Genomic DNA, 14,424 nt, shown 5'->3' with positions numbered 1-14,424 from the left:
GGCAACCATATGCCATCGGATTTCTCCTAAAATTTCTCCATGCGAATACCTCCTGCCATCGCAGGCGACGCGCCCCCGTCCATGGCCGCGCCATCGCCGCCGGCCCCCTCCGAGGCGCGGTCCGCCCTGCGGGACTCGGCCTCGGTGGGGCTGGGCTTCGTCCCGCTCGGAGTCGCCTTCGGCGTGCTCGTCGCCCACTCCGGCGTCGAGTGGTGGTGGGCGAGCCTGTCCAGCGCGCTGGTCTACGGCGGGTCCTTCGAGTTCCTGCTCATCGGCCTGGTCACCGCCGCCGTGCCGCTGGCCTCGATCGCCGTCTCCGCGTTCCTGGTGAACGTCCGGCACGTCTTCTACGCCCTGACGTTCCCGCTGGACCGCGTGGAGGGGCGGCTCGGCAAGGCGTACAGCACGTTCGCGCTGTGTGACGAGGCCTTCGCGCTGACCGCCGGGAAGCGGGCCCGCGCCTGGTCCGGGCGCCGGATCCTGTGGCTCCAGCTCTTCATGCAGCTGTACTGGGCCGGCGGCGCCACCGCCGGGGCGCTGCTCGGCTCGCTCGTCCCCGGCAGCGTCCAGGGCCTGGACTTCGCGCTCACCGCCCTGTTCACCGTGCTGGCGCTGGACGCCGTCCGCGACCGGCGCGGCGATCTGCCGACACCGGCGCTGGCTCTGCTGAGCGCGCTCGCCGCCCGGCTGCTCCTCCCGGGCAGCCTGCTCCTCGCCGCCTTCGCCCTGTTCGCGGCCGGACTGCTCGTCCGCCACCTGACCACCCCAGGGAGTCCGCGTCATGCCTGACACGTCGTATCTCGTCGCGGCGGTCCTCGTCGCCGCCGCCGTGACCTGGGCGCTGCGCGCCCTGCCGTTCGCCGCGCTCGGCCCGCTGCGGGCGAGCCGGACCGTGCGGTACCTCCAGTCCCGGATGCCCGCCGGGATCATGGTGATCCTGGTCGTCTACTGCCTGCGCGACCTGCCGGTCACCCGCGCCGCCGTACTGGCCCCGCTCGCCGCGCTGACCGTCACCGTCGGCGTCCACCTGTGGCGCCGCAGCGCCCCGCTGAGCATCCTGGCCGGCACCGCGGTCAACGTCGCGCTGGCCAGCACGGTCTTCACGCACTGACCCACGTCGGCCCGGGCTCCGCCGCGTCGGCGGTACCCGGGCCGGGCGGGATCGCTCAGGCGGCCAGCCGCTCCACCAGTTGCTCGGCCTTCGCGGCGGCCTGCTCGAGGGCGCGGTCGCGGGAGGCCTCGTACAGCGGGACCAGCTCGGCCATCGCCGGGTTCTGCGGGGCCATCGTCAGCTCCGGGACGATGAAGTCGACGTCCAGACCGAGGCCGGAGCCGAGGACGGCGCCGAGGTAGTTGCGCACGTACTCGAACTCCTCGCGCGGGGTGCCCGGCTCGTAGGAGCCGCCCCGGCTCGCGACGACGGTCACCGGGGTGCCCTTGGCGGACTGGGTCTCGCCCGCGGTGCGGCCCATCAGGATCACGTTGTCCAGCCAGGCCTTGAGGGTCGAGGGCACCGTGAAGTTGTACATCGGGGCGCCGATCAGCACCGCGTCCGCCTGCTCCAGCTCCTCGATCAGCCGGACGCGAGCGGCGAACGCGGCGGCCTGCTCCGGCGTGTGGGAGGCGGGGTCCACGAATCCGGCGGTGTGCGCGGCGGATGTGAGGTGCGGGACGGGCTCGGCGTTCAGGTCGCGGTAGACGACCGTGCCCCCGGGGTGCTGCTCCTCCCAGCGCTCGCGGAAGGCCGCGGTCACGGCGCGCGAGGCAGAGGCCTCGGCGGGGAAGAGGGATGAGTCGATGTGCAGCAGGGTGGCCATGGGTGACTCCAGGAAACGGAAAGGGCAGCCCGGCACCGGGGTGCGAGCTGAAGTTTCGTACACAACTATGGATAACACAGGGGCTTACTTTTTTTCATCCCCATACGGTGAGGTAGTACCCTGATCGCATGGCGGCGGACGGGAACCTCGACAGCGCGACGTGCAAGCGGGTGGACGAAGGCATCTCCCGTGTCTTCCAGCTGCTGGGAAAGCGGTGGAGCGGTCCGATCGTGGCCGTCCTGGTGGAACAGCCCGCACACTTCGCCGATCTGCGCCGGGCCGTCCCCGGCATCAGCGAACGCATGCTGTCCGACCGGCTCGCCGAACTCGGCGGGGCCGGCCTCGTCGTGCGTGAGGTCGACGAGGGCCCGCCGCTGCGCGTGTCCTACCGGCTGACCGAGGCCGGGGCCGCCCTGGAGCCCGCGCTCCGGGAGCTGGGGGAGTGGGCGAAGGTCCATCTGCCGGACGCGTCGGGGTGCCCCGGGGCGGCGGGGGAGCGGTCGGCCGGGGCGTCGGCGTAGGCGTACCGGTCCTCCGGGACTCGGCCTTGGACCGGGCGGTCGGCCTGCTGGGCCGTCAACCTGCTGGGCGGTCAACCTGCTGGGCGGTCGAGGCTGGCCCGGATCAGTCCACCGGCCAGGTGTGCGCCGGGGCGTTGAGGTGCATGTAGTCGATGTACAGCTGGGTCATCCGGCGCAGCGCCTCATGGCGGCCGGCGTGCGTGGTGGCGTCGAGGTGGTGCAGCATCTCCTTCTGCCACACCGCGCCGTTGCGCGTCGTCACGCACCGCTGCTCGATGATCCCGAGGAGCGGCTCGCGCCACGCCTCGTCCATGCCGGAGAGGGCGAGGCCCCGGTGCGCCAGCGGCAGCAGCCGCCGCAGGACCAGCTCCGGCACCGGCACCTCACCCATGCCGGGCCAGTACAGCAGGGCCTCGATGCCGTTGCGGGCGGCGCTGTGCAGGTTGTCCTCGGCCGCCGCGAACGACATCCGCGACCACACGGGCCGGTCCTCCTCCACCAGGGCCCGGGTGAGCCCGTAGTAGAAGGCGCCGTTGGCGAGCGTGTCGGCGACGGTCGGTCCGGCGGGCAGCACCCGGTTCTCCACCCGGATGTGCGGAACGTCGTGGGAGACGGCGTACACGGGACGGTTCCAGCGGTAGATCGTGCCGTTGTGCAGGGTCAGTTCGCCGAGTTCCGGGATGTCGCCGCTGTCCAGGGTCTCCGCCGGGTCCTGTTCCTCGCACAGCGGGAGGAGGGCGGGGAAGTAGCGCAGGTTCTCCTCGAACAGGTCGAAGACGCTGTTGATCCACCGCTCCCCGAACCACACCCGGGGCCGTACGCCCTGCACCTTGATCTCCTCCGGGCGGGTGTCGGTGGCCTGCTCGAACAGCGGGATACGGGTCTCGTGCCACAGCTCCTTGCCGAACAGGAAGGGTGAGTTCGCGGCCAGGGCCACCTGGACGCCGGCGATCGCCTGGGCCGCGTTCCAGTAGGCGGCGAACTCCTCCGGGGAGACCTGGAGATGGAACTGGGTGCTGGTGCACGCGGCCTCCGGGGTGATGGTGTCGGCGTAGGTCCGGAGCCGGTCGACGCCGTCCACCTCGATGCGCAGGTCCTCGCCCCGGGCCGCGAAGATCTGGTCGTTGAGCAGGTGGTAGCGGGGGTTCTCCGACAGCGCGCCCTCGCCGATGTGCTCCTGCCGCAGCGTGGGCAGGATCCCGATCATGATCAGCCGGGTGCCGGTGGACCGGGCCCGCTCGTCGGCGTGGTTCAGCGCGGCGCGGATCTCGCCCTCCCAGGCGTCGGGACCGCCCGCCGTCAACCGCCGGGGCGGGACGTTGATCTCGAGGTTGAAACGCCCCAGTTCGGTGGACCAGGCCGGGTCGGAGATGGCCTCCAGCACGTCACTGTTGCGCATCGCGGGCTCGGCGTCCTCGCCCACCAGGTTCAGTTCTATCTCCAGGCCCACCTGCGGTCGTTCGGACTCGAACCGTGACTCGCGCAGCATCTGCGCCAGCGTGTCGAGGCACGTGTGCATCTTGATCCGGTACCGGCGGCGGTCCTCGCGGGTGAAGACGAGCGCCGGGACGTCGCGTCCCATCGGCCCTCCAGGAGCCCCTGGTCGGACACCTCTCCACCCAGCGTCGCACCATCGCACGACGCCCACCAAGCGGGCGGTTCCCGTCCCGACCGGACGTGTGGCCCTCGGACCCGGCCGACGGTGGGGGCCAGGCGGTAGCGGCCCGCCTCCTCGGCCGAGGCGGGACCGGAATCCGCGTCGACAGGCGTGCACAGAGCGTGGTCGCGGCCGGTGCGACCGGTCCGGCCGGTGAGCTGCGCGCTGCCGCCGGCGTGCGGCTGAAGGCGCGTGGTGAACCTCGGCGGGCACGAAGCACGGCACCTGCATCCCGAGGGCGACGATGCCGGGCAAGGGCTCGCCCTACGCCGGACTCATGACGTCTTGCGGGCCACCGCACCGTAGAAGCCGATCTCCTCGGAGCCGGGCGGCGGGGTGGTGTCAGGGCGCCAGAACGGCACCTGGGTCAGGCCGGGTTCGACCAGTTCGAAGCCGTCGAAGAACCGCTCGACCCGGTCGCGGGAGCGCAGGTTCATGGTGGCGGTTGCACTCTTGTAGACGGCCTCGGCCTCGCTGCGGTCGTCCGCGAAGTCGCCCGTGGCGTGCGAGAGCACCAGGAAGCTGCCTTCCGGAAGCGCGTCGCGCAGGGTGGCCATGATCCGCTCGGGTTCGTCCGCGTCGCGGATGAAGTGGAGGATGGCGACGAGGAACAGCGCGACCGGCCGGCCGAAGTCGATGACCCGGCGGACCTCGGGATGATCCACGATGGACTGCGGATCGCGCAGGTCGGCGAGGACGATGCTGGTCGTGCCGGCCCGGCTGAGCAGCGCGTCGGCGTGCGCCTTCACGATGGGGTCGTTGTCCACGTAGGCGACGCGCACGTCCGGGGCCAGCGCTTGGGCGACCTCGTGCACATTCGGCGAGGTGGGCAGCCCGGTGCCGATGTCGAGGATCTGACGGACGCCGCTGTCGATGACGTAGCGGACCGCACGCTGCAGAAAGGCGCGGTTGGCCCGTACGGAGATCCACACCTCGGGCGCGAGGGCGGCGAGCTGGTCACCTGCCTGCTGGTCCACCTCGTAGTTGTCCTTGCCGCCCAGGAGATAGTCGTAGATCCGTGCCGGATGCGGCTTGCTGGTGTCGATGTGCTGCACGGCCTGGCCGCCGTCCTGAGTCACGCTGGGCTCCTCTCCCCGACCGTCACGGCCTCGGTCCCGCAAACGGTTGGCCAAAGCTTCCCATATCAACTTCCTCGTCGATGACGGCAGTTCCCCCGCAGCGGGCACCCGGTGATGCGGTTCCGGCGCCGCGGCGCCCGGCGGCCTCCGCCGTGGAGCACACCGGCACCGTGCTGAGCCCTGCCGAAGGGCTGCTGATGCCGCCATGCGCGCCAGCGCCGGTACGACGGCCCGGGCACCCGTCGGCTCAGTCGGCCGTGGGACGGGCGGGGCCCCGATGGTCCGGCGTGGGGCGGCGGGGCGGGGAACGACCCGAGCGCATGGACACTGTTCCCCGCCCCCCGGGTGGGTCGGCCCGCCTCGTCACGGACACGGAGGGACGACTCGCCGACCGGTCGGACGAAGCATCGACTCACCGATCTTGTTTCAGACCCTCCGTCGCCGGCCGCGCGGAGGCCAACGGAGACGGGCCGGCCGGGTGACGGGCCCGGCGCCCGGCACGGGTCGGCCGGGCCCGCGGGGCGTGTCCTCGCAGGCCACCGGCCGCCGGAGACCTCGTGCGGGCGAGCGGGTGGCGCCGCGGGTTCAGGAGTCGCTTGAAGTTGGAAACCGATCGGTTTACCGTGTGGGCAGCCCGATGAAAACCGATCGGTTTCCAGCTCTCGATCTCCCGGAGACGAACATGACCTCGATCAAGGACTCCGTCGCACTGGTCACCGGCGGCAGCCGTGGCCTCGGCAAGGCGCTGGTGGAGGAGCTGTACGCGCGCGGCGCCGCGAAGGTGTACGCCACCGCCCGGGACCCGCGCACCGTGTCCCACCCGGACGCCGAAGCGCTTGCCCTGGAAGTCACCGACCCCGCCTCGGTCGCGGCCGCGGCGGCGCGGGCGCAGGACGTCACCGTCCTGATCAACAACGCCGGTGTCTCGCTCGGCGCGCGCTCCTTCCTCGACGCCGATCTCGACGTCGTACGGCGGGAGTTCGAGGCCAACTTCTACGGCCCGCTGCTGGTCACCCGGGCCTTCGCCCCGGTGATCGAGCGCAACGGCGGCGGACACCTCCTCAACGTCCACTCCGTGCTCTCCTGGCTCGGCGTCGCCGGCTCCTACAGCGCCACCAAGGCCGCATTGTGGTCGCAGACCAACTCCCTGCGGCTGGAACTGCGTTCACGGGGAATCGGGGTCACCGGACTGCACGTCGGCTACATCGACACGGACATGGCCGCGGCCATCGACGCGCCCAAGTCCACGCCGCACGAGGTGGCCGCACTCGCCCTCGAGGGCATCGAGACCGGGGCGTTCGAGGTACTGGCGGACGACGTCACCCGGAACGTGAAGGCGGGACTCTCCGGAGACCTGGCGGCGCTGTATCCGGAGCTGGCCAACTAGCGAAACGCCCCCGGCGGTGCGGCGGCCCGGCGCCCCCGTGGCAATCCGCTGAACCGGCCACCGTACGACCCTCGATACGATCATGATCGTGCTGACGGAGCAGGCCCGCCCCGTGCCCGGACGCGTGCCCGGGTGCGCCGGCGGGACCACACCGACGAGGGGAACTGAACCATGGAGTACGTCAAGCTCGGCACGAGCGGCCTGGAAGTCTCCCGGCTGGCGCTGGGCTGTATGAGCTACGGCGTTCCCGACCGGGGCCCGCACCCGTGGACCCTGCCCGAGGACGCCGCCCGCCCGCTGATCCGCCAGGCGCTGGACGCGGGAATCACCTTCTTCGACACCGCCAACAGCTACTCCGCCGGTACCAGCGAGGAGATCGTCGGCAGGGCGCTCGGGGAGATGGTCCGGCGTGAGGACGTCGTGATCGCCACCAAGGTCTACTTCGCGGTGGAGAACGGCGCGGCGCGCAGCGACCGGCCCAACCGCTCTGGACTGTCCCGCAAGGCGATCATGACCGAGATCGACCACAGCCTGCGCCGCCTCGGCACCGACTACGTGGACCTCTACCAGATCCACCGCTTCGACGCCCACACCCCGGTCGAGGAGACGATGGAGGCGCTGCACGACGTCGTCAGGGCGGGCAAGGCCCGCTACATCGGGGCGAGTTCGATGTACGCCTGGCAGTTCGCCAAGCTCCAGCACACCGCGGAGCTGCACGGCTGGACGAAGTTCGTCAGCATGCAGAACCACTACAACCTCCTCTACCGCGAGGAGGAGCGCGAGATGCTGCCGCTCTGCGCCGACCAGGGCGTCGGTGTGATCCCGTGGAGCCCGCTCGCCCGCGGCCGGCTCACCCGCGACTGGGACGCGGGCAGCGCCCGCAGCGAGTCGGACGCCGTCCTGCGCAGTCTCTACCAGCCGGACGACAAGCGCATCGTCGACACGGTCGCGGCGATCGCCGAACGCCGTGGCGTCCCGCGGGCCCAGGTGGCCCTGGCCTGGGTGGCCTCCCGGCCGGGTGTCACCGCCCCCATCGTCGGCGCCACCAAGCCCCTGCACCTCGAGGACGCGCTCGCCGCGCTCGACCTCCGCTTCACCGACGAAGAGGTCCGGCAGTTGGAGGAGCCGTACACGCCCCGTGGGATCAGCGGCCACTGAGCCCGGCGGCCCTGTGACGCCCGTCCGCCCGGGACCTGGACGGACGGGCGTCCCTCATTTTAGACTCGCTGTACAGAGTTGGAAATTCAGTCCAACTGCATGGGACACCGGGAGAGGATCTCGACATGGCCGCCGCTTCGCCCGTCACGTTCGACGACGTCCGTGCCGCCGCCGCACGCCTCGAAGGCGTCGCCCACTGCACCCCCGTCCTCACCTCGCACACGCTGAACTCCCTCGTCGGCGCCGAGGTATTCGTCAAGTGCGAGAACTTCCAGCGGGTCGGCGCCTTCAAGTTCCGCGGCGCCTACAACGCGGTCGCCCAGCTCTCCCCGGAGCAATTGGCCAAGGGCGTCGCCGCCTACTCCTCCGGCAACCACGCCCAGGCCACCGCCCTCGCCGCCCGCGAACTCGGCACCAGCGCCGTCATCCTGATGCCCGAGGACGCGCCGCGTTCCAAACGCGAGGCGACCGCCGGGTACGGGGCCGAGATCGTCACCTACGACCGCTACACCCAGGACCGCACCGCACTCGGCGAGGCGCTGGCCGAAGAGCGCGGCCTGTCCCTCATCCCGCCCTACGACCATCCGCTTGTCATCGCCGGCCAGGGCACCGCCGCCCTCGAACTCCTCGAAGAAACCGGCCCGTTGGACGCCCTCGTGGTGCCCGTAGGAGGCGGCGGACTCATCGCGGGCAGTGCCACCGCCGCCAAGGCCCTGCACCCCGGTATCCGGATCGTGGGCGTGGAGCCCGAAGCGGGCGACGACACCAAGCGGTCCCTGGAGAGCGGCGCCCGCGTCACCCTGCCCGTGCCCCGGACCATCGCCGACGGACAGGCCCTGCCCACGCCCGGCGCGATCACCTTCCCCGTCAACCAGCGCCTGGTCGACGGGATCTCCCTCGTCAGCGACGCGGAGATCATCGCCGCCATGCGGTTCGCCTTCGAGCGCCTGAAGATCGTGCTCGAGCCCAGCGGCGCCACCGGCCTGGCCGCACTCCTCGCGGGCCGCGTCGACACCCTCCCGTCCCGCATCGGCGTCATCGCCTCCGGCGGCAACATCGACACCGAGCGCTTCGTCCAGCTCCTCGGCGCCTGAGAGCCGTGACGTACCCGGTCACGGTGTGGTCGTGGCCGCCCGATGGGTACGACACCCGCTCACCGGCGCCGGACTGACCGGCCGCTCCGCCCGGACCGTGTCCTGCTCCGCCCGGACAGTGCCCTACTCCTGCCGGACGCGGCCGAGGAGGTGCCGAGCGAGGACCACCGCGAGCCGGTCGCCCTCGCGTGGCCGGACCCGGGTGCCCGTGCTCAGAAGTGGGTGCCGCCGTCGATGCGGACCTCGGTGCCGGTGATGAACTTCCCGTCCTCGCAGCCGAGCATGGCGACGACGGAGGCCACCGTCTCCGGGCCGGCGAAGCCCTGGCCCAGCGCCGGGGAGAGCTTGGCGAACAGGGTCAGGTCGGCGTCCGCGGGCAGCCCCGGCCCGGCGCTCTGCCCGCTGGCACCGCTGCCGTCGGTCATGCCGGAGGAGATGGAGCCGGGCTGGACGGCGGTGAAGCGGATGCCCTGCCGCGCGTACTCGGCGGCGAGGGCGTGGGTCATGGCCTGGATCCCGCCCTTGCTCGCCGCGTACGCCGCCATGTAGGGGTGCGCGAACACGGCCGAGGTGGAGCTGAAGTTGACGACCGCCGCGTCCCGGCCCTCCAGCAGCGCCGGTATGGCCTCGCGGATGACGAGGAAGGTGCCGACCAGGTTGACCTGCAGGATCCGGGTGAAGTCCGCGAGGCTCGTCTCGTGGGTGTGCGAGGAGCGCAGGATCCCGGCCGCGTTGACCAGTACGTCAAGCCCGCCGAGGGCGGCCGTCGCGGCGGCAACGCCCTCGCGTACGGAGGTCTCGTCGGCGATGTCCACGACGAGCGTGATGAGACGGTCCGCGTACGCCCCCGCCTTCTCCACCGTGTCCTTCAGGCCCCGCTCGCTCACATCGGCGGCCACGACGGTGCCGCCCTCGGCGAGGAGGCGCAGCACGGTGGCCTGGCCGATGCCCGAGCCGCCCCCGGTGATCAGCGCGCGGCGGCCTTCGTAGCGGTTCATGTCCTTCTCCTGCCCGCCCTGCCGGTGTGCGGCAGGGCTCTCGCGACGCCGGGTCTCTTGCCGGCCGGCGTGCCCATGAACTTCACGGTACGCCTAAGTGACACGTTTTGCCATTACGGCATTGAGTGCCACAGGTGGGTGCCGGGCCGTACCCTTCTGGGGTGAGCACCAAGCCGTCCGGGGCGAGCGGCACGCCGCCCTCCTTGACCGCGCGCCGCAAGGCCGCCACCCAGCTCGAGATCGCGCACGCGGCGGCCGAGCTGTTCGCCGTGCAGGGCCCGCACGCGACGACGGCCGAGGAGATCGCCCGGCGAGCGGGGGTCGCGCTGCGGACCTTCTACCGCTACTTCCGCTCGAAGCAGGACGCGGTGAGCCCGCTGCTCGCCGCCGGAGCCGACCGGTGGCGGGCGCTCCTGGAGGCGGCCGAGCCCGGCACCGGGCTGGCCCGGGCGCTCCAGGCGGCGGTGGAGCAGTCGCTCGCGGCACCGGACGAGAACGCCGTCCAGGCGCTGCTGCGGACCCGGGGCCTGCTGCGGGCCGCCGCCGACGACCCCGCGCTGCGGGCGGTGTGGTACCGCGTGAACCAGGAGTCCGAGGAACGCCTCGTGCCGGTCGTCGCCCGGCTCGCGGGCGGGCGCCTGGAGCCGGTGCAGGTGCGCCTGGTCGCGGCGGCGGCCACGGATGCGATCCGGATCGCGCTGGAGACCTGGGCCGACACGGAGGCCGGCGTCACGGGCGAGGGCTCCCCGGCCGCCCTCGCGATCGACTGTCTGTGTCAACTGCTGGGCGGAATGGGCGCGTTGACGCCGGACGGCGGCGGCGAGGGGTAACGCCGGCGAGCCCTGCGGCCGGACTCGGGCACGGCAGCGGCGGGGCGGGCATGCCCGGGCCGTTGTCAGTGGTCGCCCTTACGGTGTGATCAGTGAGAGGGCCTGCCGGAACGGCCGCGGGTCCGTCCTGGGGAGGGGTCTGCCATGTCCACGGCGTCCGCGGTGTCGACGACGTACCTGGAGCTGTCGCAGGAGGGCGGCGGTGCCCACAAGTTCTACGAAGTGAGCGTCGACGGCCTCGTGGTGACGGTGCGCTACGGCAGGATCGGCGCGGCCGGACAGACCCAGACCACGACCTTCCCGACCGCCGAGAAGGCGAAGGCGGCCGCCGCGAAGAAGGTGGGGGAGAAGGTCCGCAAGGGATACGCCCCGGCGGTCCAGGGACAGCGTGCCCCGCGCGCGGTGACCCGGCGTCAGGTCAGCTCGGCCCCGTCGACCGCGCGGGCGGTGGCGCCGGTGCTGTGGCGCTTTCGCACCGGCTCCGCCGCGTTCGGCATCCACGTCGACGACGAGCGCTGCTGGGTGGGCAACCAGGCGGGTGACGTCTACACCCTGGACCACGAGGGCGCGGTCCTGGCCCGGTTCAGCCTGCCGGACGGCGTCAAGTGCCTGGTCGCCGACGACTTCTGGATCTACGCGGGCTGCGACGACGGGAAGGTCTACGACCTGTCCTCCAAGCTGCCGTTCGCCGCGTACGACATCGCCGCCGACGTCGACATCTTCTGGCTGGACATCCACGAGGGCGTGCTCAACGTCTCGGACCGCGCCGGCCGGCTGACCGTCATCGACCACGAGGACGAGCACCAGTGGTCCCGCCGCAGCCAGGGCGAGCACGCCTGGATGGTGCGGGCCGACGACCGGGCCGTGTACCACGGTCACCACAGGGGCGTCACCGCCTACGCCCCGGACGGCGGCGGCGAGTTGTGGCACACGACCACCAGGGGCAGCGTGCTCTTCGGCTGGCAGGAGGACGACGCCGTCTACGCGGGCACCGGGCACCGCGTGGTCCAGCGGCTGTCGAAGGCGACGGGCCGGATCGAGGCGACGTACGCCTGCGACAGCGCGGTGTACTCGTGCGCCACGTCCCCGGGCGGACGGTTCGTCTTCGCCGGGGACGCCTCCTCGTCCGTCTACTGCTTCGACCAGGACGGCACTCGGCTGTGGAAGCTCGGCACGGGCGGCGGCTCGGCGCTGTCGATGCAATACAGCGACGAGCGGCTGTACTTGGTGACCACCGACGGCTCGCTGGTGTGTGTCGACGCGAGCGAGACGGCCATCGCCGCGGCCCAGCAGGGCACGGTGCCGGTGGCGCGGGACGTCAAGCTCGCCGCCGCCCTGCCGACCTACGCGCCCGCCACGGCGGTGGCCGCGGTGGCCACCGTCGCCCAGGCGCCCACCGGAGCGGTCGTCGTCGAGTGTGTCCAGCAGGGCGGCCGGATGCGGGTGCACGTGGTGTCCGAGGGCTACGACACCTCCTGGAACGTCCAGTTCCCGCGCGCGATACGGGAACCGGGCGCCCGCTACGTCGTGGACGCCCTGCACCCCGCGGCAGGCGGCTTCTACCGCGTCCGCGGTGACATCCGCCGCCTGCTGTGAGGCCGTCCCCCGCAACTGCCCTTCTCCGACCGGTGCTTCAGGGGCGTGCGGCCGCCTCCCGCGTCAGCGCCTCCCGTGCCGCGGTGAGCGCCTCGGCGCGGTCCTCCGGGACCAGGCCGATGCGGGTGCGGCGGTCGAGCAGGTCCGACTCGTCCAGGGCGCCCTCGTGCCGGACCGCCCACAGCAGTTCGGCCCGGGTGACCGGATGGCCCGGCAGCACCGGCTCGGCCAGGGCGGGGTCCTCGGCCGCGAGGGCGTGCACGGCCCCGGCCTCCGTGCCATAGCGACGGACGAGACGCGGCGGTGCGGCAAGGGCGCCCAGCCGGGCCGGTGCGGCGGCGCCGACCAGCGGCAGCGCGGCGGTGGGGGAGGGGGCGGCGGGCAGGCCCCGGGCGGCGGTCGCGGCGTCCACGGCGTCCTGGGCCATCCGCCGGTAGGTGGTGAGCTTGCCGCCGACGATCGTCGTGACACCGTCGGGGGAGGTCAGCACCGCGTGCCGGCGGGAGATGTCGGAGGTGCGCGCCGGCTCGCCGGCCCGGCCGTCATCGCCCGAGGTGTCGAGCAGCGGGCGCAGCCCGGCGAAGGCGCCGACGACCTCGTCGCGGGTCACCGGCGTGTCCAGGGCCGAGCCCAGGACGTCCAGCAGGAAGCCGATGTCGGTCTCGGGCACCTCCGGGACGTCCGGGATCCCGCCCTCGACCGGCTCGTCGGTGAGGCCGACGTACACCCGGCCGTCGCCCTGGGGCAGGACCAGGACGAAGCGGTTGGTCTCGCCGGGGATCGGGATGTGCAGGCCGGCCGGCAGGGCGCCGAGCCGCTCCGAGCGCAGGACCAGATGGGTGCCGCGGGACGGCCGGATCCGGATGCCCTCGACAAGGCCGCCCGCCCACACCCCGCTCGCGTTGATGACGGCGCGGGCCCTGATCTCGCCCTCCTCGCCGGTGAGTTCGTCGCGGATCCGGGCACCGGCGCCGGTCAGCTCCAGCGCGCGGATCCGGGTCAGCACCCGTGCACCGTGCGCGGCGGCCGTCCGGGCCAGGGCGGTGACCAGCCGGGCGTCGTCGGTCACCTTGCCGTCCCAGGACAGCAGTCCGCCGCGCAGCCCGGCCGGGCGGACCGAGGGTGCCAGGTGCCGGGCCTCCGTCGCCGAGAGCCGGCGCGGCGCGGGGAGCACCTGCCGCGGGGTCCGGGCGGCCAGCCGCAGCATGTCCCCGGCGCGGAAACCGGCCCACGCCAGCGAGGCCTGGGAGCGGGACACCAGCGGGGTCAGCGGCAGGACGAACGGCTGGGCGGCGACCAGGTGCGGGGCCGTGCGCGTCATCAGCACCCCGCGCTCGACCGCGCTCTCGTGCGCGACGTCGAACTGCGCCGAGGCCAGATAGCGCAGCCCGCCGTGGATGAGCTTCGAACTCCAGCGGGAGGTTCCGAAGGCCAGGTCGTGGGCGTCCACGGCGACGACGTCCAGCCCGCGGGCCGCCGCGTCCAGCGCGGCTCCGGCTCCGGTGGCGCCGAGCCCGACGACCAGGACGTCCACCACCCTGCCGTCCGTGGCCTCGGTCAGTTCCCGGGTCCGCCGGCGGGCGCTGAGGGACGAGCCGGCGCCGGTCCTGGTGTGGCTCATGGCGTGAGGATCCTCTCCAGGAGGGTGCGCAGCTCGCCGAGGAAGGCGGCGGAGTCCAGCTCCGGATCGTCCTCGTCGGTCATCGTGCGCAGGGACAGGGTGAAGGACTGCACGGTCAACAGCAGCGCGCGGGCCTGCCGTTCGACGTGCCCGGCGCGCACGGAGCCGTCCGCGTGGCCCTCGCGCAGGGCGTCGGCCAGCAGCGCCAGCAGCGCCTCCTGGCTCGCCCCGCGCCGGTCGAGCACATAAGGCAGCAGCAGCTCGGGATCGACGTCGACGATCTTGCGGAAGAGAGGGTGTGCCCGGAACGCCTCGACGCCCGCCACCAGTCCGTCCACGATCCGGGTGCGGGTGTCCGCGCCGTCGGCGGGGTCGGGGATCGCCCGGGTGGCCACGTCGATCCACTCACGGGTCATCAGATCGCCCACCAGGGTCCGCAGGTCCGGCCAGCGCCGGTACAGCGTCATCCGGGAGACGCCGGCGCGGCGGGCCACGTCGGCGAGGGTGGTGCGGCGGACTCCGACGGCCAGCACGCAGTCGCGTACCGCGTCGAGCACATGATCATTGTCCGAACCGTTGTGACGAATAGGCGTCATGTGTCACAGTGTAACGCCTCGGGGGTCCGCCAGGAGAAGACCTCCCGGGCAACGGCCGCCGCGCCGTCGC

At 72.6% G+C, this 14,424-nt stretch carries 14 protein-coding genes; 8 read left to right on the top strand and 6 right to left on the bottom strand.

Features of this window, described 5'->3' with window-relative positions:
* The first annotated feature begins 39 nt into the window (after nt 1-39).
* A complete protein-coding gene (locus A6P39_RS05905) occupies nt 40-789 on the top strand; it encodes an AzlC family ABC transporter permease (protein WP_079133596.1) in 750 nt (249 codons plus the stop codon).
* On the top strand, nt 782-1,111 hold the full coding sequence (locus A6P39_RS05900; RefSeq protein WP_067051371.1) for a branched-chain amino acid transporter permease: 330 nt from the start codon (nt 782-784) through the stop codon (nt 1,109-1,111). Before A6P39_RS05905 ends, A6P39_RS05900 begins: the two co-directional genes overlap by 8 nt.
* A 55-nt stretch (nt 1,112-1,166) precedes the next feature.
* Here A6P39_RS05900 and A6P39_RS05895 read toward each other — a convergent pair whose 3' ends face one another.
* Nucleotides 1,167-1,817, bottom strand: a complete 651-nt coding sequence (locus A6P39_RS05895) for an FMN-dependent NADH-azoreductase (RefSeq protein ID WP_067051369.1) — start codon at nt 1,815-1,817, stop codon at nt 1,167-1,169.
* Between the two features lie 128 nt (nt 1,818-1,945).
* Between A6P39_RS05895 and A6P39_RS05890 the strand changes: the two genes are divergently transcribed.
* Nucleotides 1,946-2,338 carry a winged helix-turn-helix transcriptional regulator gene (locus A6P39_RS05890; protein ID WP_067051367.1) on the top strand — a complete coding sequence of 131 codons (393 nt, stop codon included), beginning with the start codon at nt 1,946-1,948 and terminating at the stop codon, nt 2,336-2,338.
* 103 nt (nt 2,339-2,441) lie between these two features.
* Here A6P39_RS05890 and A6P39_RS05885 read toward each other — a convergent pair whose 3' ends face one another.
* Nucleotides 2,442-3,920: a glutamate-cysteine ligase family protein gene (locus A6P39_RS05885; RefSeq protein WP_067051364.1), complete on the bottom strand. Its 1,479-nt coding sequence runs from the start codon at nt 3,918-3,920 to the stop codon at nt 2,442-2,444.
* 350 nt (nt 3,921-4,270) lie between these two features.
* A complete protein-coding gene (locus tag A6P39_RS05880; protein WP_067051362.1) occupies nt 4,271-5,074 on the bottom strand; it encodes an SAM-dependent methyltransferase in 804 nt (267 codons plus the stop codon).
* A 682-nt stretch (nt 5,075-5,756) separates the two neighbouring features.
* Between A6P39_RS05880 and A6P39_RS05875 the strand changes: the two genes are divergently transcribed.
* From A6P39_RS05875 to A6P39_RS05865, 3 genes are all read left to right on the top strand, one after another.
* The gene (locus tag A6P39_RS05875; RefSeq protein ID WP_067051360.1) at nt 5,757-6,461 is read left to right on the top strand and encodes an SDR family oxidoreductase; all 705 of its coding nucleotides are present in this window, start codon (nt 5,757-5,759) and stop codon (nt 6,459-6,461) included.
* Nucleotides 6,462-6,632: 171 nt separating this feature from the next.
* Nucleotides 6,633-7,619 carry an aldo/keto reductase gene (locus tag A6P39_RS05870; RefSeq protein ID WP_067051358.1) on the top strand — a complete coding sequence of 329 codons (987 nt, stop codon included), beginning with the start codon at nt 6,633-6,635 and terminating at the stop codon, nt 7,617-7,619.
* A gap of 125 nt (nt 7,620-7,744) precedes the next feature.
* Nucleotides 7,745-8,713 (top strand): threo-3-hydroxy-L-aspartate ammonia-lyase, encoded by a 969-nt coding sequence (locus tag A6P39_RS05865; protein WP_067051356.1) that lies wholly within the window; start codon nt 7,745-7,747, stop codon nt 8,711-8,713.
* 212 nt (nt 8,714-8,925) lie between these two features.
* Here A6P39_RS05865 and A6P39_RS05860 read toward each other — a convergent pair whose 3' ends face one another.
* The gene (locus A6P39_RS05860; protein ID WP_067051354.1) at nt 8,926-9,711 is read right to left on the bottom strand and encodes an SDR family NAD(P)-dependent oxidoreductase; all 786 of its coding nucleotides are present in this window, start codon (nt 9,709-9,711) and stop codon (nt 8,926-8,928) included.
* Between the two features lie 161 nt (nt 9,712-9,872).
* Between A6P39_RS05860 and A6P39_RS05855 the strand changes: the two genes are divergently transcribed.
* Together A6P39_RS05855 and A6P39_RS05850 are read left to right on the top strand one after the other, a co-directional pair.
* On the top strand, nt 9,873-10,541 hold the full coding sequence (locus A6P39_RS05855) for a TetR/AcrR family transcriptional regulator (protein ID WP_067051352.1): 669 nt from the start codon (nt 9,873-9,875) through the stop codon (nt 10,539-10,541).
* 144 nt (nt 10,542-10,685) lie between these two features.
* Complete coding sequence (locus A6P39_RS05850; RefSeq protein WP_067051349.1) at nt 10,686-12,137, top strand: WGR domain-containing protein; 1,452 nt, start codon at nt 10,686-10,688, stop codon at nt 12,135-12,137.
* Nucleotides 12,138-12,174: 37 nt separating this feature from the next.
* On the opposite strand, the gene A6P39_RS05845 is transcribed toward A6P39_RS05850, so the two are convergent.
* Together A6P39_RS05845 and A6P39_RS05840 are read right to left on the bottom strand one after the other, a co-directional pair.
* Nucleotides 12,175-13,758, bottom strand: a complete 1,584-nt coding sequence (locus A6P39_RS05845; protein WP_067051347.1) for a glycerol-3-phosphate dehydrogenase/oxidase — start codon at nt 13,756-13,758, stop codon at nt 12,175-12,177.
* A complete protein-coding gene (locus tag A6P39_RS05840; protein ID WP_067051346.1) occupies nt 13,755-14,354 on the bottom strand; it encodes a TetR/AcrR family transcriptional regulator in 600 nt (199 codons plus the stop codon). The genes A6P39_RS05845 and A6P39_RS05840 overlap by 4 nt, the downstream gene beginning before the upstream one ends.
* Between the last annotated feature and the right edge of the window lie 70 nt (nt 14,355-14,424).

This window comes from Streptomyces sp. FXJ1.172 (assembly GCF_001636945.3).
Taxonomy (GTDB): domain Bacteria; phylum Actinomycetota; class Actinomycetes; order Streptomycetales; family Streptomycetaceae; genus Streptomyces.
Note: the sequence above shows the minus strand (reverse complement) of the source record. Positions and strands in the feature narration are given on the sequence as shown.